Origin of the sequence: Frankia sp. AvcI1 (assembly GCF_001420875.1) — a bacterium.
Taxonomy (GTDB): domain Bacteria; phylum Actinomycetota; class Actinomycetes; order Frankiales; family Frankiaceae; genus Frankia; species Frankia alni.
In genome coordinates, this window is record NZ_LJFZ01000026.1 from 17,532 (window position 1) to 37,097 (window position 19,566).

The 19,566-nt window shown below is 71.2% G+C and carries 15 protein-coding genes and 15 pseudogenes; 17 read left to right on the top strand and 13 right to left on the bottom strand.

The features are described from left to right. The first annotated feature begins 208 nt into the window (after nucleotides 1–208). On the top strand, nucleotides 209–1,828 hold the full coding sequence (locus UK94_RS76380) for an FtsX-like permease family protein (RefSeq protein WP_313949578.1): 1,620 nt from the start codon (nucleotides 209–211) through the stop codon (nucleotides 1,826–1,828). Between the two features lie 239 nt (nucleotides 1,829–2,067). Here the strand turns inward: UK94_RS76380 and UK94_RS34035 are convergent, their stop codons facing one another. After that, a complete protein-coding gene (locus UK94_RS34035; RefSeq protein ID WP_157734401.1) occupies nucleotides 2,068–2,463 on the bottom strand; it encodes a hypothetical protein in 396 nt (131 codons plus the stop codon). Between the two features lie 1,813 nt (nucleotides 2,464–4,276). On the opposite strand from UK94_RS34035, the gene UK94_RS62770 reads away from it, so the two are divergent. From UK94_RS62770 to UK94_RS23075, 3 genes and pseudogenes are all read left to right on the top strand, one after another. Continuing rightward, nucleotides 4,277–4,657: TetR family transcriptional regulator (locus tag UK94_RS62770; protein ID WP_268761576.1), on the top strand; the 381-nt coding region annotated here is incomplete at its 3' end. Nucleotides 4,658–5,231: 574 nt separating this feature from the next. Further along, on the top strand, nucleotides 5,232–5,457 hold a 226-nt coding region (locus UK94_RS62775), incomplete at its 3' end, for a beta-ketoacyl synthase N-terminal-like domain-containing protein (RefSeq protein ID WP_268761570.1). Between the two features lies 1 nt (nucleotide 5,458). Continuing rightward, a pseudogene (locus tag UK94_RS23075) lies at nucleotides 5,459–6,443 on the top strand (beta-ketoacyl-[acyl-carrier-protein] synthase family protein); the annotation flags it as partial. A gap of 283 nt (nucleotides 6,444–6,726) precedes the next feature. Here the strand turns inward: UK94_RS23075 and UK94_RS23080 are convergent. From UK94_RS23080 to UK94_RS62790, 5 genes and pseudogenes are all read right to left on the bottom strand, one after another. Further along, entirely contained in the window at nucleotides 6,727–7,236 is a 510-nt protein-coding gene (locus UK94_RS23080) for a GNAT family N-acetyltransferase (protein WP_011604789.1), read from the bottom strand. A 165-nt stretch (nucleotides 7,237–7,401) separates the two neighbouring features. Further along, a pseudogene (locus tag UK94_RS62780) lies at nucleotides 7,402–7,702 on the bottom strand (LysR family transcriptional regulator); the annotation flags it as partial. A 1-nt stretch (nucleotide 7,703) separates the two neighbouring features. Then, nucleotides 7,704–8,133, bottom strand: a pseudogene (locus UK94_RS62785) (LysR family transcriptional regulator); the annotation flags it as partial. 1 nt (nucleotide 8,134) lies between these two features. Then, a pseudogene (locus UK94_RS74775) lies at nucleotides 8,135–8,182 on the bottom strand (hypothetical protein); the annotation flags it as partial. Nucleotides 8,183–8,857: 675 nt separating this feature from the next. Further along, nucleotides 8,858–9,049 (bottom strand): hypothetical protein (locus UK94_RS62790; RefSeq protein WP_235489375.1); only part of this gene is annotated, 192 nt, incomplete at its 5' end. A 209-nt stretch (nucleotides 9,050–9,258) separates the two neighbouring features. Between UK94_RS62790 and UK94_RS23100 the strand changes: the two genes are divergently transcribed. The 6 genes and pseudogenes from UK94_RS23100 to UK94_RS62815 all read left to right on the top strand — a co-directional run. Next, complete coding sequence (locus UK94_RS23100; protein WP_083866808.1) at nucleotides 9,259–9,906, top strand: alpha/beta hydrolase; 648 nt, start codon at nucleotides 9,259–9,261, stop codon at nucleotides 9,904–9,906. 2,622 nt (nucleotides 9,907–12,528) lie between these two features. Beyond that, a pseudogene (locus UK94_RS62795) lies at nucleotides 12,529–12,620 on the top strand (short-chain dehydrogenase/reductase); the annotation flags it as partial. Between the two features lies 1 nt (nucleotide 12,621). Then, nucleotides 12,622–12,804 (top strand): SDR family NAD(P)-dependent oxidoreductase (locus UK94_RS62800; protein ID WP_235489377.1); only part of this gene is annotated, 183 nt, incomplete at its 3' end. A 1-nt stretch (nucleotide 12,805) separates the two neighbouring features. Continuing rightward, nucleotides 12,806–13,149: pseudogene (locus UK94_RS62805) on the top strand (SDR family NAD(P)-dependent oxidoreductase); the annotation flags it as partial. A gap of 1 nt (nucleotide 13,150) precedes the next feature. Next, nucleotides 13,151–13,240, top strand: a pseudogene (locus UK94_RS62810) (short-chain dehydrogenase/reductase); the annotation flags it as partial. 1 nt (nucleotide 13,241) lies between these two features. After that, a pseudogene (locus UK94_RS62815) lies at nucleotides 13,242–13,374 on the top strand (hypothetical protein); the annotation flags it as partial. A gap of 611 nt (nucleotides 13,375–13,985) precedes the next feature. On the opposite strand, the pseudogene UK94_RS62820 reads toward UK94_RS62815, so the two are convergent. The 5 genes and pseudogenes from UK94_RS62820 to UK94_RS62840 all read right to left on the bottom strand — a co-directional run. Further along, nucleotides 13,986–14,113, bottom strand: a pseudogene (locus tag UK94_RS62820) (class I SAM-dependent methyltransferase); the annotation flags it as partial. Nucleotide 14,114: 1 nt separating this feature from the next. Continuing rightward, nucleotides 14,115–14,314 (bottom strand): annotated as a pseudogene (locus UK94_RS62825) (class I SAM-dependent methyltransferase); the annotation flags it as partial. A 70-nt stretch (nucleotides 14,315–14,384) separates the two neighbouring features. Further along, a complete protein-coding gene (locus tag UK94_RS62830; protein WP_256789547.1) occupies nucleotides 14,385–14,687 on the bottom strand; it encodes a hypothetical protein in 303 nt (100 codons plus the stop codon). 62 nt (nucleotides 14,688–14,749) lie between these two features. Further along, nucleotides 14,750–14,953, bottom strand: a pseudogene (locus UK94_RS62835) (transcriptional regulator); the annotation flags it as partial. Nucleotides 14,954–15,055: 102 nt separating this feature from the next. Then, nucleotides 15,056–15,352 (bottom strand): annotated as a pseudogene (locus tag UK94_RS62840) (helix-turn-helix transcriptional regulator); the annotation flags it as partial. A 102-nt stretch (nucleotides 15,353–15,454) separates the two neighbouring features. Between UK94_RS62840 and UK94_RS62845 the strand changes: the two are divergent. The 6 genes and pseudogenes from UK94_RS62845 to UK94_RS62865 form a co-directional block, all read left to right on the top strand. Next, a partial coding sequence (locus tag UK94_RS62845) for an SDR family NAD(P)-dependent oxidoreductase (protein WP_235489381.1) occupies nucleotides 15,455–15,880 on the top strand: 426 nt, incomplete at its 3' end. A 10-nt stretch (nucleotides 15,881–15,890) separates the two neighbouring features. Then, nucleotides 15,891–16,091, top strand: a 201-nt coding sequence (locus UK94_RS62850) for an SDR family NAD(P)-dependent oxidoreductase (RefSeq protein WP_235489446.1), incomplete at both ends; no start/stop codon positions are given. 134 nt (nucleotides 16,092–16,225) lie between these two features. Beyond that, the gene (locus UK94_RS23135) at nucleotides 16,226–16,465 is read left to right on the top strand and encodes a hypothetical protein (RefSeq protein WP_235489383.1); all 240 of its coding nucleotides are present in this window, start codon (nucleotides 16,226–16,228) and stop codon (nucleotides 16,463–16,465) included. Between the two features lie 383 nt (nucleotides 16,466–16,848). Continuing rightward, a partial coding sequence (locus UK94_RS62855; RefSeq protein ID WP_235489449.1) for a class I SAM-dependent methyltransferase occupies nucleotides 16,849–17,122 on the top strand: 274 nt, incomplete at its 3' end. A 1-nt stretch (nucleotide 17,123) separates the two neighbouring features. Continuing rightward, nucleotides 17,124–17,334, top strand: a pseudogene (locus UK94_RS62860) (methyltransferase domain-containing protein); the annotation flags it as partial. Between the two features lies 1 nt (nucleotide 17,335). Beyond that, a pseudogene (locus tag UK94_RS62865) lies at nucleotides 17,336–17,700 on the top strand (SAM-dependent methyltransferase); the annotation flags it as partial. A 291-nt stretch (nucleotides 17,701–17,991) separates the two neighbouring features. On the opposite strand, the gene UK94_RS23150 reads toward UK94_RS62865, so the two are convergent. Next, nucleotides 17,992–18,420: a hypothetical protein gene (locus UK94_RS23150; protein ID WP_235489386.1), complete on the bottom strand. Its 429-nt coding sequence runs from the start codon at nucleotides 18,418–18,420 to the stop codon at nucleotides 17,992–17,994. A gap of 224 nt (nucleotides 18,421–18,644) precedes the next feature. After that, the gene (locus UK94_RS23155; protein ID WP_308203116.1) at nucleotides 18,645–19,403 is read right to left on the bottom strand and encodes a DUF692 family protein; all 759 of its coding nucleotides are present in this window, start codon (nucleotides 19,401–19,403) and stop codon (nucleotides 18,645–18,647) included. On the opposite strand from UK94_RS23155, the pseudogene UK94_RS62870 reads away from it, so the two are divergent. Beyond that, a pseudogene (locus UK94_RS62870) lies at nucleotides 19,368–19,566 on the top strand (RNA polymerase subunit sigma); the annotation flags it as partial. The gene UK94_RS23155 and the pseudogene UK94_RS62870 overlap by 36 nt on opposite strands.

The following is a 19,566-nucleotide window of genomic DNA, read 5'->3' on the forward strand; positions in this document are numbered from 1 at the left end:
CACCCTCGGCCCCGCGGCGCTGCCGGCCCCGGACTCGCTGATCATCGTCGTCGGTCGCCGCGCCGACCAGCTCGCGCGGACACCACAGGCCGCCCGGGTCACCGCGATCGCCACCACCCCGCCCAGTGCCTGCAGCGGGCAGTGCCTCGACGTCGGCATCAACGCCCGCGGCATCGACCTCGTCCTGTCCGTCGTCACCGCCGCCCTGCTGTTCCCGGTGCTGATCTTCATCGGGACCGCGACCCGGCTGTCCGCGGCCCGCCGCGAGCAGCGCTTCGCCGCCCTGCGCCTGATCGGCGCGACCCCGCGGCAGATCGCGGTGATCGCCGCGGTCGAGTCGAGTGTCGCGGCCGTCGGCGGCGTCGCCGCCGGATTCGCACTGTTCGTCCTGCTGCGCCCGGCGCTGGCACCGATCCCCTTCACCGGGGAACCGTTCTTCCCCGGCGACCTGTCGCTGAACCTGCCCGACGTCGTGCTGGTCGCGCTCGGCGTGCCGATCGCCGCCGCGGCGGCGGCCCGCCTGGCACTGCGCCGGGTGACCCGCTCCCCGCTCGGCGTCACCCGGCAGACGACCGCCCGCCCGCCACGCGCATGGCGGATCCTGCCGCTGCTGGCGGGCCTGGGGGAACTGGCCTGGTTCGTCCACGCCGGCCAGCCCGCCGGCACCGCCGGGCAGGTCCGGGCCTACCTGTCCGGGATCCTGCTGACCATGATCGGGCTGATCGTCGTCGGGCCGTGGCTGACCCTCGCCGGGGCCCGCCTGGTGGCCCGGCGCACCCGGCGACCCGCCGCGCTCATCGCCGGGCGCCGCCTGGCCGACAACCCGCAGGCAGGCTTCCGCGCCGTCGCCGGTCTCGCCCTGGCCCTGTTCGTCACCAGCGTCGCCGTCGGAATCATCACCACGATCAACGCCTACGGCACCACCGGCACGCGCGACCACGCCGCCGCGCGTGGCCCGGCGCAACGCCACACCCTCATCGACCGCTTCACCACCTACACCCCCGCAGGACCGCAGGACATCGCCTCGATCCCGGCCTCCCTGCTGGGCGATCTGCGCCGGGTCCCCGGCGTGCGCGGCGTGACCGTGATCCATCGGCCTCCCGGCGCGGGGCGCGTCGACCCGCTGATCGGCGTCGTCTCCTGCGCCGAGCTGTCCGGCACCCCGGCGCTCGGCCGCTGCGCGGCCGGATCGGACCCGGCCACCACCGCCACCCTCAGCACCGACTTCGAGGCCAGGTTCGGCGACCACGCCGGGACGGTCGGGCCGGCGGCCCTGTCCCCCGACGGTCTGCGCCACCTTCCGGTCCAGTCCCTCGCCGTGGACACCGACGGGCCGGCGGCGGTCGAGCGGGCCCGCACCGTGCTCGACCTCGCCTACCTCTCCTACCCGTCGGTCACCATCGCCGAGGACCTCGACCGCGGCCTGCGGCTGACCACCGCCTACCGGCAGCTGGCGAACGTCGTGATCCTCACCAGCCTGCCGATCGCCGGGTGCAGCCTCGCCGTCAGCGTGGTGGCCGGGCTCAACGACCGCCGACGGCCCTTCAGCCTGCTGCGGCTCGCCGGCGCGCCCCTGGGGATGCTGCGCCGCGTCATCGTGTTGGAAAGCGCGCTGCCGCTGCTGGTCCTCACCGTCGTGTCGATCGCCACCGGATTCCTCGCCGCGGGCCTGTTCCTGCGTTCCCAGCTGCACGAGACACTTCAGCCACCCGGGGGCGAGTACTACCTCATCGTCGCCGCCGGCCTGCTCGCCGCGCTCGCGGTCCTCGCCTCGACCCTCCCGCTGCTGCGCCGCATCACCGGACCCGCCGCCGCCCGCAGCGACTGACCGGCCACGCAAGCGGCCGGACCTGCAAGCGTCTGACCGGCCACGCACCCGCCGCTTCGCCGCGCTCCGACACGGTAGATCGTCTGCCTCTGCGGCTGGCTGTTGCCGGTCGCGGGTGTCAGGCGTCGTGAGCGGGTCAGCGCTGAGGCGCCAGGGCTGTGACCCGCGAGGAACCGTCGCGGGTCACAGCCTTCCGATGCGTTTCNCAGTGACACCTCAATGAGATTCGCTTTCCAGGGTCAGCCGAAATTCTTCGGCAGCGGGAGAGGTCGCAAGGGAAGTAGTGGATTGTCTATCGTTCCATATCCGGACGAGATTGACCTCCCGGCTACAACGCTGTACGCGTTTACCACCTCCAGGGACTTTCCCACCCGAGGCCAAGGGAGTTTCGTGACCCTCGACACCGCGGTCTGGATACTGTCTAGCGCGACATGAATCAGGTCGGCGTAATCGTCGGCGTGCTCGGGGTGAGAGATAAGTCCCAGATCCACACACGGAATGACTTCAGCGCCTTCCTGAATCGCAAGATCGATACCGGAAGTCGAGATCAGCGAAATTCCATGCGGCAGGTTCTCGGACAAATTGTCGATAAGAAATTCCGTGGCCGTTCTGGCTAGATCGAGAGAGTTGGTCACATCACACACCCATTTTGCACCGAATGATAGACACTGCCACTATCCGATGTCAGGGTAACAGATATCGACATCCGCCGACCAGGAAAAGCGAGCTTCGCAGGTAGGGAGCCGTGCGGGAAGTAGGGATAGTGTGCATTCTTCCCATCCAACACCCTCTTCCCCCCGTACACCGAGATTTTATAGAAACCCGGTTCGCGCGAGACCGGGGTCATGGCTCCGGTCCAAACAAAGGTTCCCTGGGCCGTCTCGCCGAGACGAATGACTCCCGAGTCTCCGGGGAACGACGGGTTATTCTTGCAGCTTGGCGTGGAAACGGGAACGATGGCGGATGCTGTGCCAGCGGACCCGACAAGAGTCGCGGCTAGCGTCAGAAAAAGCGCCGCCAAGGATACTGCAAGCCTTTTCACACGCACAGACCTTTCTACTGGGAAGGTGTTGGCTACCCCTAGCCAAGAGGTCCATGGCGGAACAGGTCAATCCATGTGGCACAAACCCTCGTCAATTTCGTACCGCGGGGGTTTCGGGCGGTTGTGTAGTTGAAAGTGGAACGATCGCCTGATGGGCGAGAAAATCTCACCNTCCGCTCAAGGCTTTGAGATCGACTAGGTCGTCGGCCTGGNCGCCCACCGAACCCAGGGGGCCCGATTCAGGCCGAACTCGTCACCGAGTGTGTCTAACCCGCCCCCTNCCCCTGTTCAGGGGAGGAGCCGCGAAACTGCGGCTTCACCCGCCTCGCNCAGACAACCGAATGACGCCGAATATCATGCAGTCCGCTGACGTTCAACAGAACACAAGGCGTTATGTATACCTAACGGTAGATATCGAGCCGGCAAGTGAATATATAATCACTCGGTGTGACGAAGTGGCGGCGCGCGAAGGGACAACATTCCTCAACCCCAGGCACCACGAGAGAGCGCCTACCTTCTCCCCGCAAGCAGGATCAGCCCGATGGGGATCTACTCAGGCTCTACGCGGCCTCGCGAGCACTGCGGCGGTCGGCAACCCAGTGCCGGACCTGCCCCGGGTGCGGATGCGGACGCCGGCGGCCGGACGGCACCTGCCCGGCTGCCCNCACGAACTGGTTCACACGTCGCCCTCATCGTCATCCGGCGCATCGGGGTCGCGCAGCTCGCGGATCNCTCCCTGCGCGAGGTCCGGCAGGACGAAGCTGTAGGTGCCATACATTCCGAGGTGCCGGTTGACGAACGGCGACAGCCTGGCCATGTCCTCCTCGCGCACCGGGTAGGCCTCGGCTTTGGGATGTCGGTAAGGAACGTGGCACCAGGTGCAAACGGCGACGATCTCGCTGGCCTGCGGTGACGCGGCAGCTCATCGCGTTCCTCACCCTCGGCGGCCGTAACCGGGCGGACTACGGACGCGCCCAGCGCCTGCTCATCGATCTCGTTCGAGCTTCGAGCCCACTCAGCTCGTGCGCTCCAAGAGGCGGTCGGTCCAGATGTTCGCGAGGCTCTCCTCGTGGTCGAGGCTCAGGCCCGGCGCCATCGTCTGGGGGGCGCGGGCCAGCGGGGAGGCGATGATGTGGTCGAACCATGCCCTGAGCTGCGAGAGCGGTCCCCGGTTGTACTGGGGCATCCCGATCACCAGGGAGGTCGCGTCGGNGGCTTCCACGCTGGTGTCGATGCGCACAGTCCTCNTATCGCTCCCCTCCTATGCGGGGAACTTCCCCCACATAGGAGGCTACCGCGAAGTGGGGAAGATCGTCCGTTTAGGTTAGGATGAACGCATGACGACTGGCAGCNGCAGCCCGAGCAAGCCGCTGNGGGCCGACGCGGAACGCAACCGGTCCGCCATCCTGGCTGCCGCGGCGCGGCTGCTGGCCAAGAACGGCTTGTCGGTGTCACTGGACGACGTGGCCGCAGCGGCCGGAGTCGGAAGCGCGACTCTCTACCGGCGCTTCAGCAGCAGAGACGAGCTCGCGTCGGACGTCCTCGGGCAACAGATGGCCGAGTACGTCGCCCGGACCGAAGCAGAACTGGCCCGGTCCCAGGACGACCCGTGGGGGGCCCTGACGTCGTACACCCACTTCGTGGTGGAACGCCAGATCGCCGATCGCGCCTTCGCCGAGGTCCTCTCCTCGCCCGGGCTGGGCACCGCCGCGTTTCGAGAAGACCTCGATCGGACCTACCGAGACTTGCAGGCCATCGTTCAGAACGCACTGGACGCCAAGGTTGTGNGACCGGACATGCACTGCAGCGACCTGCTCATGCTCTTCCGCTCGGTCAACGGCCTCATCGCAGCTGACGCCGAAACGGCTACAGAGGCGTGGCCACGGCTCGTGGCCACCTTCCTCGCGGCCTGGAGGAGCGACGGTCCTCCGCTGCCGCCGGTGTCCGCGGTTTGGGAGCGGACAGAGGCCTGACCCGGATCTTTCCTCAACGTCATCCATATCGACACCACCGACACCTCACCCAGGGCCGAACTCGCCGTCGCCCTGTTCGCCCACATGGAGCGGGTCTTCGCGCGTGAACGGGCCGCGCACGCCCGCGCCGTCCTACGCGGACCAGCGCTCACCCGCCCCGGGACACAGCGTGCACGACACGGACCGGCAGCACCAACCGCCGCGAAGGACCCCGCCGACGCCGGTGCTCACCGGCGTCATTGTCGGAAAGCCACAACGACAGGCCTCCGACCTCGGCAGCGTCAGTGCTGGGCGCGGCGCGGCGCGGCTGCGAAGGTGAACCCGACAACGGAGCGAGACCTTGACACGGCCGTCCCGCTCCACCACGCGGCGAAAGGGAGACAGGGCGGTGCACGAGAAGATCGTGGTCACGGGGATCGGCGCGATGACCCCGCTCGGAGGTGACCTCGACGCCACGTGGAGCGGGCTGCTTGCGGGCCGCTCCGGCGTCACTGTCCTCGAGGACGACTGGGCGGCGGACCTGCCCGTCCGCCTCGCCGCCCGGCTTCCCGTCGACCCGGGGGCGTCACTGCCCCGCAAGGAAAGCCGCCGCCTCGACCGCTGCGAGCAGATGGNGATCGTCACCGCCCGCGAGGCGTGGGCGCAGGCCGGCCGGCCCGACGTCGACCCGCAGCGCCTCGCCGTCGTCATCGGCACGGGCTACGGCGGGGTGGCCTCCACCCTCAGCCAGCACCGCATCGTCGAGGCCGGCAACGCCCGCAAGATGTCCCCCCACGCGATCATCATGCTGATGGCCAACGGGCCGGCCGCCTGGGTCAGCATCGACCTCGGCGCCCGCGCCGGCGCCCGCACCCCGGTCAGCGCCTGCGCCTCAGGCGCCGAGGCGATCGCCGTCGGCATGGAGATGATCCAGCACGACCTCGCCGACGTCGTCGTCGCCGGCGGCGTCGAGGCCGCCGTCGACAACCTGCCGTTGGCCGCGTTCGCGCAGATGAGGGCGCTGTCGACCCGCCACGACGATCCCGCGGCCGCCTCCCGCCCCTTCGACGCCGACCGCGACGGCTTCGTCCTCGGTGAGGGCGCCGGCATCGTCGTCCTCGAACGGGCCTCCTTCGCCGCCGCCCGCGGCGCCCGGGTGCACGCCGTCGCCGCCGGCGCCGCGGTCAACTCCGACGCCCTCGACATCGTCACCGCCGACCCCGCCGGACAGTCCCGCGCCATCAGCACCGCCCTGGCCCGCGCGGGCGTCGTGCCCACCGACATCGGCCTCGTGCACGCCCACGCCACCTCCACCCCGGTCGGCGACCCGCTGGAGGCCGAGGCGATCGCCGAGACCATCGGCACCCACCCGGCGGTCACCGCGACGAAGTCGATGACCGGTCACACCCTCGGCGCCGCCGGCGCCATCGGGGCGATCGCGGCGATCTGCGCCCTGCGCGACGGCGCGATCCCCCCCGTGCGCAACCTCGACCGCCTCGATCCGGCGATCAAACTCGACGTGGTCACCGGCACCGCCCGCCACGACACCGTCCACGCCGCCGTCGCCAACGCGTTCGGCTTCGGCGGCCACAACGCCACCCTCGTCTTCACCGCCGCCTGACCCGCACCGCCGTCCGACCCGCACTGCCGCGTGACCCGCACTGCCGCGTGACCCAGCACCGCCGAACGACCATCGGGGCCGGCCGCGCCACGACGCCGCCCCCGCCCCCGCCGTCCGTCCCACCGGTCACGGTGCCGACGGGTCCGTTGCGGCGTGCCGTGCGCCTTCCCTGCCCCCGATCCCGCGCACCGCACGCCGCGACCCGCCGCACAGCTCCAGGGCGTTGCGCGAACGCGGCCCGCGCCGGCCGCCGAGCCTTGCTTCGGCCGCCGTGACGGGACCGCTATGACGCGACCGAGCGCACCATCTGCACGATGGCCACTGCATCGGCCGTCCGGGATACCCGTCCGCTCGGAACGAAGCCGACCCGACGGTAGAGGCGCAGCGCCCGGTCGTTGTCAGCCCCGGTCCACAGCTGCAGCCGAGTGAACCCGTGACTGCCGGCCTGGTCCACGAGATAGCCGATCAGCAGCTCTCCGACTCGTCGCCCCCAGTGCTCGGGGTGGACGAAGACCATCGAGATATGGCACAGCCCGGTCAGTCTCGGCCCCCGCCCGTCCTGATCGCGGCCCGGCTCGGCCAGCAGCATGCCGAGAACCTTCGTGTCGGCGCCGGCGATGACCAGAAGTGCATCGGGGGCGGTGAGTTTCGCCCGCACCCTGATGATCCGCTGAGCGTCGGGAGGTCGTCCACGGGCACCATTGGCCCGGCGCCAGACGTCCAGCGCAGCGGGAAAATCGTCGGCGCGGGCGAGACGCACCACCACCGGGGCCGGTTCCAGCACAGGTTCCATGGGCTCAGGATCACCGCTCCCCCGGATGGAATTGCGCGCCAGCTTTACCCACTACCGAGTTCACCGTCAGACCGCAGCCTCGGGGCTCGTTCTGGATCAGACAGCGCCGGCCGCCTCACCGCCCGGGACTGGCTGCGCTGGCGGCTCGCACGAGGGCTGCGAGGNCCGGCGACGTGCTGTGGGCGGGCCAGGCGAGCAGCAGGGTGACGGGCTGGGCGTCTGTCACCGGCACACAGGCGAGATCGTGGCGTAGTGGTGTGGTCACGAACCGCGGGACCATGGCAACCGTCTGGCCTAGCGCGACGAGTTGCAGCAGTTCGGTGAGGCTGCGCGCCTCGGGGCCGGTGGTCGGCCCACGCTGCCCGTGGACGTTCTCGTCGCGGAGATCGGCCGTGCGCAGGCTCGCTCGGGCGGCGAGTGGGTGCGAGGCGGGGAGCACGGCCATCAGAGGTTCGGTCAGCAGCGGNTCGGTGTCGAGCCCGCTGAGGTCCTCGGCCGGGCTGTACAGCAGGGCGGCGTCGGCGAGTCCGTCGCGCAGCAGCCGGACGCGGTCGGTATGGAAGATCACCCGCACCGGCAGTGAGCACGGCTCGCGGTCGCAGGCGGTGAGGATCGCCGACAGCAGGCCCGCGTCCCCGCCTGCCTTCATCGCCAGGATCAGGTGCGGGTCACCGGCGTCCGCCCGCCGGGTACGCCGGACCGCGGCATCCACCGCGTCCAGAGCGTGGCGCGCCTCGCGGGCCAGCACCTGCCCGGCCGAGGTCAGCGTCACCGCCCGGCTGTTGCGCTCGAACAGGACGACACCCAGGCGGCGCTCCAGCTTCTGGATTGACTTCGACAGCGCCGGCTGGGCGATGCCAAGCCGGGCGGCGGCCCGGCTGAAATGCAGCTCGTCGGNCACCGCCAGGAAGTGCACCAGTTCGCGGGTCTCCAGCGGTCGATCCATGCCGGCAGATTATCGATCGTGACTCGGCGGGTCTTGGACGCGCACCGCCAACGATGGTGACGTGAAGGCCATCGCACGTCCTTTCCGTCCGCAGTGAGAAAGGTGCGCATTCGACATGGAACCGATCGAGATGGAACCGACCGAGCCGACGGCGGGCCTACGTGAAGTCCTGGAGCTTTATCGCGGCGCGGCAATCAGGCAGGCCGCCGATGACATGCGGGGCCTCTACGCGGCCGACGCGATCCATGAGTTTCCGTTCACCCCGCCCGGCGTGCCGTCCCGGCTCACGGGCCGGGACGAGATCGTGGGCTGGATAGCCACGGGCTGGCGCACTCTCCCGCTGCGGTACGAGCGGTACCGCACCATCGCCAGCCACGACACCGGNGACCCTCAGACGATCATCGTNGAGCAGGAGGCCCTCGGGAGGAACACGTCCAGCGGTCGGGCGTTCGCGCTGCCCAACATCGTCGTCCTCACCGTCCGCGATGGGCAGATCGCCCACCTGCGCGACTACGTCGACGTCCTGGCTGCGGCGGACGCCGCCGGGCGCGCCGCCACCGCCCTGGGCTGACGGCTGGGGCGGGTGTGGACGTCGACGGTCGGGTTCGTCTGGCGCCACGACTCGGTCCTGGACCCCGACGGCGTCGGATCGCGGCGCGGTGCCGCTGGGTGCGGTCACGGTCGTCGGCGAAGGTCGCGCGCGGGACTGTCCCTGGCACGGTTGAGGGCGGCTGTCTCCTGGCGGGTGATCTCGATGGAGGCTTCCAGGTGCCGGGTGAGGAAACGCAGCTCCTGGGTGGAGTAGGTGGCGTGGAGCCGGTCGAAGGCGGCCCCGATGCTGAGATAGACATTCTCGCGAGCGGCCAGNCCGGCGAGGTCCACTGTGACAACGACCTTGCGNCCGTCCCGCGGGTCTGCCTGCCTGCGGGCAAGCCGGTGGTCCTCGAGGCGGTTGATGACGCCGGTGACGNCTCCCGAGGTCACGGCCAGCCGCGCCATCAGGGAGCCCGCGGTCTGCGGCCCGTCGTGCAGCAGGATGCTCAGCGCCTTCATATCGGTTACCCCGAGGCCCCCACCTGATCGACCGTCGCGGGCGCGGCGCGAGCGGACCCTACCCTGACGCGGTCACGACCGCCGTGGACGTCGGCGACCTCCTCGCCGTGCTCGACGCGACCGGCGCCCGCCGGATCCTGGGCGTCAGCTCCGGCGCGATCATCGCCGCGAGGGCTGCCCTGGCCCGCCCTGAGATCATCGAACGCCTGGCCCTGTTCGAGCCGCCCCTCTCCCTCGACGGCTCGATGCGCCTGGACCTCGCCCCGCGGATGGACGCCGCGGTCGCCGCGGGTGACCTCGCGACCGCGATGGGGCTCGGCATGAAGATCTCGCAGATGGGCCCGCCGTGGATGTTCGGCCCGCCGGTCCCGATCCTCGCGGCGTTCTCCCGCCGCATGCTCACCTCCGCACAGAGACGTGCGCAGGCCGAAGCACTCCCGGTGGACTTCGCCATCGTTCGCGAAAACGCCGACCGCATCGCGGACTTCGCCGCGATCACCACACCCGTACTGCTCATCAACGGCACCGCCACCCGGCCGTTCCTACGCACGGCCGCGACCGGCCTCGCCTCGATCATCCCCGGTGCGACGCACGTCGAGGGGTCCGAGGAAGAACCGCGCAGGATTGAACGGTTAGGGCGGCTCGGTCGTCGGCGGCCGCAGGGTCGATGATCTGTGTGTGCCGGTGGAGTTCCTCCGCTGACCTCACGGCCGTCAGNCGCCGCGACCCACGTCCCAGCGGCAAGCGGCAGCTCGGGTCAGGTTGGCGCGCCCACAGTTACGTTCGTTTTCGTTTCAGAAGTCGCGTTTCGCCCTGTTACCCGCCGTGGACGTTTTCGTACCATCCGTGGGAGGCTCGTGCCCGGGGTGGGTTCCGGTGCGGCCGCGGAGGTTCAGGGGGTGTTGGGTTGGGCTGGCTCCGGCGGCCCGTCTGGCGCGACGACAGCCAGACCGACGAGTCCCTCGTGATGGACGGCCCGGCGGGGCGCGAGGGNGAACCGCTCGTTTTCCTGCGGGTGATGCTGGCCCTCGGCTGGGTGCTCGGGACGGCCGCAATGATGTACGGCGCGCTGGTCTTGGACACCTGGGCCGCACCCGGCGAACCGACGGTCCGAACTCTGGGGTCCGGAATCGCTCGGATCCTGCAATGGGCCGCCGGCCTGGCGGCCGGCGCGCCCTTGGCCGCGCTGCTGCTGGCCTGGTGGGGCCAGGACCGGCAGGCCGCGCGACGGTGGACGGTGGCGTTGGCCGTCGGGCTGCTGACGGCCGGCCTGATCCTCGCCTACCGGCAGACCTATCTGCACCGACTGCACCAGTGCGTGGCGGAGACCCGGGCAGCCGGGGGACAGGCAAGCGACACATCCTGCGTCGAGAATGCCGACGTGGCCTGCCGGCACCAAGAAACGATCTTCTCCCCGCGGTGCCCGTTCGCGCGGCCGTAGAGGGGTCCGAGGGAGAACCGCGCAGGATTGAACGGTTAGGGCGGCTCGGTCGTCGGCGGCCGCAGGGTCGATGTTCTGTGTGTGCCGGTGGAGTTCCTCGCAGATGAGCAGGTTGCGGCGTACGGGCGGTTCGATGGTGAGCCTGTGCGGGCTGAGCTGGAGCGGTTCTTCTTCTTGGATGACGCCGACCGGGAGCTCGTGGGCCGGCACCGGGGCGAGCACTCGCGGCTGGGGTTCGCCGTTCAGCTCGGGACGGTGNGTTTCCTGGGGACGTTCCTGAGCGATCCGCTGGAGGTGCCGTGGGTGGTGGTGGACTACCTCGCGGGCCAGCTGGACGTTGCGGACTCGTCGGTGGTGAAGCGGTACACCGAGCGGCTGCCGACGCAGCATGAGCATGCCCGGGAGATCCGGTCGGTCTACGGCTACCGAGACTTCACCGACCCGCAGGCAGCCGCGGAGCTGCAGGCGTTCCTGGCGANCCGGGCGTGGACGCAGGCAGAGGGCCCGGTGGCNCTGTTCGGCCAGGCCACCGCGTGGCTGCGCCGTAGCCGGGTGCTCTTGCCGGGAGTGAGTGTTCTGGCTCGTCTGGTGGTCTCCGTGCGCAGCGAGGCCACCGACCGGGTGCACCAGGAGCTCGCCGTCGCGGCTGAGCAGGCCGACCGGCAGCTGGCCGGACGGCTGCGGAATCTCCTCGAGGTGGCGCCGGGTGCCCGGGTGAGCGAGCTGGAGCGGCTGCGGCGGGGGCCGACGCGGACGTCGGGCCCGGGCTTGGAGCGGGCGTTGGCCCGGGCCGCCGAGGTCATCGTGGTGGGCGCCGGCGAGGTGGACGTGTCGGGAGTGCCGGCGAACCGGCTGGCGATGCTGGCCCGCTACGGCCTGGCGGCCAAGGCGCCGCTGCTGCGTGAGCTCGCCGAGCCGCGGCGTACCGCGACCCTGCTGGCGACGGTGCGCGGTCTGGAAGCGGCGGCGGTCGACGACGCCCTGGATCTGTTCGACGTGCTGATGGCGACCCGGCTGCTCAACCCGGCGCGCCGCGCCGCGCAGCAGGAACGGCTCGCCGTCCTGCCGAAGCTGGAGAAGGCGTCGGTCACCCTCGCCGGCGCGGCATCCGCGCTGCTGGGCCTGCTGGCCGGCACGGACGGCGAGGCGCTCGACGTCGCCGCAGCCTGGGCGGTCGTGGAGCAGGTCGCGCCGCGGGAACGGGTGCTGGAGGCCGCCGCGCTGGTCGAGGAGCTGGTGCCCGACGACGCCAGCCTGGAGACGGTGATGCGCGCCGAGCTGGCCCGCCGCTATGGCACGGTCCGCCCTTTCCTCCCCCTGCTCGCCGAGGCGCTGCCGCTGGCAGCGACCGGAGACGGCCAGCCGGTCCTGGACGCGGTCCGCCGACTGCCGAATCTGGTCGGCCGACGTCGGATCCGCCGTGGATAGTCGGGTCCTTCGGTGATGTCGAAGGCGTCGATGTCGAAGGCGTCGAGAATGCCGGATGACCAACCCCGTGACCGAGCCCGCGGACAACCCCATCGGCGCGCTTGCGGTCGACCCGCAGGCGACGGCGCAGCGGCTCGCCACGCTGCCGTCGGTCGCGGGTGTGCAGGTCGCCGGCATTGTCGACGGTGCGCTGAGCGTCGGCGCGGCGGGAGTGTCCGACGTGGAGACCGGGGAACCGGTGCACGCCGGCACCCGTTTCCGGATCGGCTCGATCACCAAGCTGGTCACGGCCGACCTTCTGGTGCGCTGCTCTCACATAANTCGTGGCTATCACGACAGGTCTTGGACACGACCTGGAATCCCGGCGAAGGATGGGGCGTCGGCGGGGNGATCCCGAATGGAAGTCGACAGAGGAGTCGAAGAGATGACTGAGAACGGCAAGGTCTGGCTGGTTACTGGCGCGAGCAGCGGTTTCGGGCGGGCGATCGCTGAGGCGGCGGTCACCGCCGGCGACACNGTGATCGGCACGGCCCGACGAACCGAGGCGCTGGCCGACCTGCTTGCCGCGTACCCCGACAGGGTGGAGGCGATCAGTCTGGACGTCACCGACGGCGGCCGGATCGACGCGGTGACCGCCGACGTTCTGGCCCGCTACGGCCGAGTGGACGTGCTGGTGAACAACGCCGGGCGCACGCAGGTCNGGGCGTTCGAGGAGACCACAGACCGGGAGCTTCGCGACCTGTTCGAGCTACACGTGTTCGGTCCGGCGCGGCTGACCCGGGCGCTCCTGCCGCAGATGCGGGAGCGGGGCAGCGGTTCGGTCGTGAACATCAGCAGTTTCGGTGGACAGCTGTCTTTCGCCGGGTTCTCCGCGTACAGCGCGACCAAGGCGGCGCTGGAGCAACTGTCGGAGGGCCTGGCCGACGAGGTGGCGCCGTTCGGTATCAAGGTGCTGATCGTGGAGCCCGGCGCTTTCCGCACCAACCTGTTCGGCCAGGGCGCGGCCTACTTCTCTGAGGAGCACCCGGCATACGCGGAGAAAGTCNGTGCCACCCGCAAGCTGGTACAGGATGGCGACGGCACCCAGCCGGGGGACCCGGCCAAGGCCGCAAGGGCGATCCGGCTGGCCTTGGATGNCGAGAACACCCCGCTGCGACTCGCTCTCGGCGGTGACGCGGTGGACTTCCTCGTTGGGCACCTGGACTCGGTACGAGCTGAGCTCGCCGCCTGGGAGACGGTCTCCCGGGGGACGGACTTCGACACGCCGTGACAGTCCCGTGCAGCGCAAGNCAGAAGATCCCGCAATCCGTGCCATTCGGGCAGGTCGGCCCGCCGTCCTGAGAGCCCGTCTCCCCGCCACCGTCCAGGAGCACTCCTCCAAAGACCATGGTGATCAGTCGTNCCGCCGCAGCCTCGCCTGGTTCCTGGCAAGGCGCCGTGATCTGGGCGCACGGAGACACCCACGACGATCATGACCGCGGCACGCCCAACCGCATGCGTTGGCGCATGCGCGTCCTGCGCCGGGCCGACAAGGTGGTCTCTCTGCGGCGGCGGCCGAGCCCGATCTGTCAGCCGGCCGGGGTGATCGGCTTCTGCCAGATCAGGAGGTAACGCCAGAACAGCAGTCGTCGCACGCGCACGCCAGGCAGCACGGCGGCGGCCTGGCGGGCGGCCTCTCGGGTGGTCAGNGGCGGATTCATGACCACGGGCATGCTTGCGTGCGCGGGGTCCTTCGCGAAGGAGCTCCCCCGTCCCAGCAGCCTGTTCGCGAAGAACACCACGCCCAGCAGGCGGTGTCCGAGCGCCGCGACGATCTCGANGGGCAGTTCGTGGCGCAGGTCCCTCCGGGGCAGGACNACGGCGGCAAGGACCCCACCGGGNCGCAGGGCGGCCGCGAGCACCCCGAGCGCCTCCGGCAACGGCATGTGGTGCAGCGCGCTGATCGAGAAGATCGCGTCGTAGTCCTTGCCTGGCAGCGGGTCGGCCAGCACATCGGCGAGCACGCAGTGNACGTTGCGCGGGGTGCCTCGCCTCGCCTGCTCGATCATCTCGGCGGAGCGGTCGACGGCGTCGACCTGCTCACTGCGCTGGGCGAGCCGGGCCGCGAACGCCCCGGCGCCACAGCCGACATCCAGCACCCGTCGGCCTGGCTGCGGCAGTTGGCGCAGCAGCAGCCGGTGGTAGTAGGCGTTGTGACTCCAGTCGAACACGGCCGTACGCTATCCAGCTGTACGTAGGCGCGGGCGCTGACCCCACCCGTTCCCGGCCCGGCATCGGCGTTCACGCGCCTCCCGAGCGGCCGTCGCCCATCGTTGCGCTCCCGCGCGGCTGTTCCCTGTCCTCTGCAGGAGCCAGGGTCCGGGTGCCGAGGACGGCGAGCAGGGCGAGACGTTCGGCGTCGGGCGAGCCGGGCTCGGCCGTGTGGACCAGGATGCGCAGGTCACTGCCCGCGACGCTGAGCACGTCGCAGTCCAGCGTCACGGCGCCCACCCGCGGATGATCGACGGTCTTGCGCCCCGCCTCGGCCCGGCCCACCGCAGCGGAATCCCACAGCTGCGCGAACCGGTCACTGCGCGCGCGCAGCTGGCGACCAGGCGACGCAGCCGCTGGTCCGCCGGATACCGGCGCGCCGCCGCCCGCAACGNGCAGACCTGCGAGACCTCGAGGTCGTCCTGGGACTGCGGGCTGTGGCGCACGCGGCTGGGCGCGCCGAGGAAGGTGCGCCACACCGCGTTGCGCTCGCTGCCGCGGCGCTGCCCCATCAACCCCGTGTACAGCGGGTTGGCCAGCAGCAGCGTCCACGCCGCGTCGCTGACCGCCACCGGCGTCCCGGACAGCCGGTCCAGCATCCGCTGCACCCCCGGGGTGATGTAGGCGGGCACCGAGCCCCGCCCCGGGGGCACGAGCCCGGCGAGGCGGAACAGATGCTCACGCTCGGCCGCGGACACGCNCAACGCCCGCCCCAACGCCTCGACGACCTGGTCCGACGGATTGGTCGCCCGGCCCTGCTCAAGCCGGCTGACATAGTCGACCGAGATCCCGGCCAGCAGGGCGAGCTCCTCGCGGCGCAGCCCGGGCGCGCGCCGATGGCCGCCGACGGGCAGCCCGGCCGCCTGCGGGGAGACCCGGTCGCGCCAGCGCCGCACCGTGCGCCCGAACTCGCTGCGCCCGAGCTGTGGGCGCTCGGCCTGCCGGTGCTGGGCCTGCCGGTGCTGGAACTCCGGATGCTGGGACTCCGGACGCGCCATGACGCCACTGTGCACCGCACCCCGGTGGATCGTCCTGGTACCGNCAGTCCCAGGACGATCGGACGCCTGGCTGACCGCCGCGCCGGCCCGCACCCTGAGGGCATGACCACCACCCTGATCACCGGAGCGAACAAGGGTCTCGGCTTCGAGACCGCCCGTCGCCTGCTCGCCGCGGGCCACACCGTCTACCTGGCAAGCCGGGACGCCGAACGGGGACGCCTCGCCGCCGAGCGGCTGGGCGCGCGGATGGTCCAGCTCGACGTCACCGACGACGCCTCCGTGCAGGCCGCGGCGAGCGTCGTCGTCGCAGACGGAGGGCTCGACGTGCTGGTCAACAACGCCGGCATCGCGCCGAGCGGGGACCCCGGCGCCGCGGACGTCACCGCCGAGGTGATGCGCGCGGCGTTCGAGACGAACGTCGTCGGCGCGGTGCGCGTCACCCACGCGTTTCTGCCCCTGCTGGCCCGGTCCGCCGCCCCGGTCGTGGTCAACGTCAGCAGCGGCCTGGCCTCGCTGACCGCGGTCACCNCCCCGGGCNCCCCCAGGTACGCCTACCCGGGCGTCGCCTACCCCGCCTCGAAGGCCGCCCTCAACATGATCACCGTGCAGTACGCGAAGGCGTTCCCAACCATGCGGATCAACGCCGTGGAACCCGGCTTCACCAGGACCGACCTCAACGCCAACACCGGCACCCAGACCGTCGAACAGGGCGCCGAGATCATCGTCCGCCTGGCGCTGGNCGGCACCGACGGCCCCACCGGCGCCTACGTCGACGCCGACGGCCCCCTGCCCTGGTGAGCCCCGAGCCGCCTGCGTGTTCCCATGGAGAGGCTTCCTCGACCCCAGAATGTAGAGCTCCTCGAGGAGACCGGAGTGCACGCCGCGCTGCTGCCCACACCTGCCATGGTCGTCGTGCGGGCCTATCACCACGACTGGCCAGCCACGCTCGGCCTGTCCTACGTGACGATCGTCGACGGCTCGACACCTTTGCGCGGTGAGCCGGGGCAACCCGTCCGATGGCAGGCGCTGGCCGAGGAGTGGACCAGCTATGTCGCCGACGACCCGGCCCGGATCCGACGGTACGCAGAACGGCTGGGCCGGCAGATCGAGTAGCCGCCGAGACCGCCGCGTCGACGAGCCCGGCTCCGGGAGACCGGTGCCGTCGACGAGGAGTGCCCGGCGGATGACTACGTCGAGTTCGGGATCGGAGAGTCCGGATTCGGATCCAGGGTCGGGGTCGGGGTCGGGGTCGCGACATTGCGGAGGGCGGCGTCGGCGAGCCGTCCCGGTGCGAAGACCGCCGCCGCCACGCGCAGCTGCGGGGTCAGCGCATCTCTGATGCCTTCCTGCACTCCGCTCAGCGGACCGNCAGCGTCGCAGCCGGCGACCAACGATCCCGGTCCACGATGACGGCCGCCGAAACCTTCCCCTCGCTCCCCGAACTCCTGTTCAGCCAGGGTCGGGGGGCCACTTGGCGCTCTGGCAGAGTGGGCGCCATGGTCACCGAGCTCCGCGTCGACGCGTCGAACGCCACCCAGCTCGCCAGCTGGGACGGCAGCGGAGGCGCTTTCTGGGTCGCCCACGCCGACCGCTTCGATGAGGGGGTCGCGGCCTACCGTGATCGGTTTCTGGCCGCGGCCGCGATCGACGAGACGGCAGCCGTGCTCGATGTCGGGTGCGGCAGTGGACGGACGACCCTGGACGCCGCCCGCCGCGCCACCGCCGGATCAGTCCTGGGTGTGGACCTGTCCGCACAGATGCTCGAGCTGGNCCGTCGACGCGCCGAACGCGAGCACGTCACGAACGTGACCTTCGAGCAGGCCGACGCACAGATCCACCCCTTTCCCGCCGAAGCCTTCGACGTTGCCGTCAGCCGGCACGGGGTGATGTTCTTTGGCGATCCCGTCGCCGCCTTCACCAACCTCGCGCGCGCCCTGCGCCCCGCCGGGCGCATCGTCCTGCTGACCTGGCAGCCCTTCGAGNGCAACGAGTGGCTCCAGGCCTTCTTCACCTGCCTGGCCGCCGGCCGGGATATACCCGTCCCACCGTCGGACGCGCCGAGCCCGTTCGCCTTCAGCGACCCCGACCGGATCCGGTCGCTGCTGAACACTGCCGGGTTCTGCGACGTCCGGGTGGAGGGCCTCACCGAGCCCATGTACTTCGGTCCCGATCCCGACGACGCCTTCCGGTTCGTCTCCGCCCAGCACTCCGGACTGGTACGCGACCTCGACCCCGACATCAAGAGCCGCGCGCTCGACGAACTGCGAACCAACCTGGCCGAGCACCACACCGCACGAGGCGTCCTGTACGACTCGGCAGCCTGGCTCATCCAGGCCCACCGAGACTGAGCGTGACCGCTGGCCGNGACTGCTACGTACACCTGACAGCGTCCAGTTTGNCAGCGTCCAGCNCTAGCCGCAGACTGGCCAACTATCGCGGCTTTTGGCCATCTACTGGCCAACGTCACAGCGAGTGGTCATCCGTTCGCGATCCCTACACACCTGTCGGGCAACTCAACGGGTATCCCGTCCACCATCCTGACGGACTACCGCCCGCCAACGGCTGTACGAATCCTGCTCGCCCCCAGACACCGAAGTCCGACTGTCGGGTTGCGCGCGGACCTGCTGGCCACCACCGCCTCAGCGTGGGGCACCCAGGATGAGGGTGCCCAGGCCGGGTGCGCGCACCGCGAGCAGCGTGCCCCCGGCCGCACGGTCGACCAGCACCGCCAGGCGGCGCCGCACGCAGCGGGCCCGGAGCACCTCGACCCGGGCGCCCTCGGACAGCTCGTCGCGGTTCGCCTGCCCGAAGGCGACACCGTCGGCGTAGGCGCCGGCGGGGGGCCGCCCGGCGGCCCAGGCCTGGAACCGGACGCCGAACTCGGGTTCGGCCGCGAGCGTCGGCCACCGGCGTGCGACCCCGGCCCGGCGCTTGTCGACCAGCGCCCGCCGGGTCGCCTCCATTGCCCCCGGGTCGAAACCCGCCGGATCGGCACCGCCGGCGACCAGCGCCGCGACCAGCGCGCTCTGCCCCACCGCCAGCCGTGCCCGCGCCGCGTCAGGATCCACCGGCGCCGTCCCCACCGCCGCCTCCGTCGGACCCGCCACCATCGGACCCGCCACCGAAGCCGAAGTCGCCCCCTCCGGACCCTCCGCTCTCGCCGTAGCCCCAGCTCCCCCCGTCATGCCACCGGCCGACGGAGCTGCCGCCGACGCGCCTCACCACGAAGTCGAGCAACCCTCTCAGCGCAGCAGTGCGCCGACGACCACCACCAGAACCACCAGCACGATCTTCACTGCGGTTGCCATGGCAGCTGCCTCTCTGCGTGCGCCGCGGCGGGCTGGACACGGTCGCACTCGGCGTGGAACTCGGCGGCCGGCGGATAGCGGCCGTCACGTTCGAGAAGGTAGGCGGCCCGCCCCGGCGGACATCGCCGGACAGCGTCCGCCAGCAACTCCAGCTGCGGCGCCCCGACCGGGTGCAGATGGGTGTCGTGGTAGCGGCCCTCGTGCATCGACCCGCCGGCGACGTGCAGGTAGGCGACCCGCTCCCAGGGCAGCCGGTCGAAGGCGGCGACCGGGTCGAGGCCGTGGTTGACCGCGTCGCCGTGGAGGTTCGCGACGTCGACGAGCAGCAGCGCGCCCGTCCGCTCGGCCAGCTCGGCCAGAAAATCGGCGGGGGCCAGCTCGCCGTCCGGCCAGCGCAGCAACGCGGCCGGGTTCTCCAGCGCCAGCGGGACCGGCAGCTGCGCACAGGCGATCCTGACGTTGGCCACCAGCACGTCGAGCGCGTCGCGGGTATTGCGCCGGCGGTAGCGTGCCGCCCTGTCCGACCAATCCGCCGCGCCGGCAGCTGCGAACCCCCTCAGGACCCACCGACGCCGGGCCGTCCGCCGAGTTGCCCGGCGGGCCCGGCGCCCGGCAGGTCGTGATCCCGGCGCGTCCACCGGACGCGCGGGGGCCGGGGGCGGGGCAGCCCTGGCAGGAGCCGCAGGCGGCCGGAAGGCGGGCAGGGCATGGGAACCAAGGACGGCCGGGCGCGGGCGTTGCACGCCGTGCGCGGCGGGCAGGACGTCCCCAGGGGCGTTCCCCCGGCACCGACACTCGAGGCGCTGCTCATCGGGGTCGCGCGAGGCGACCGGGACGGGTTCGCGGCCCTCTACGACCGGCTCGCCCCCCTGGTGTTCGGCCTGGCCCGCCGGGTCCTGCGCGATC

Coding starts and splice junctions, on each gene's coding strand:
- UK94_RS23080 (WP_011604789.1), bottom strand. CDS start 7,236: ATGGAACCTGTGCTGGAACCGGCCCCGGTGGTGGTGCGTCTCGCCCGC.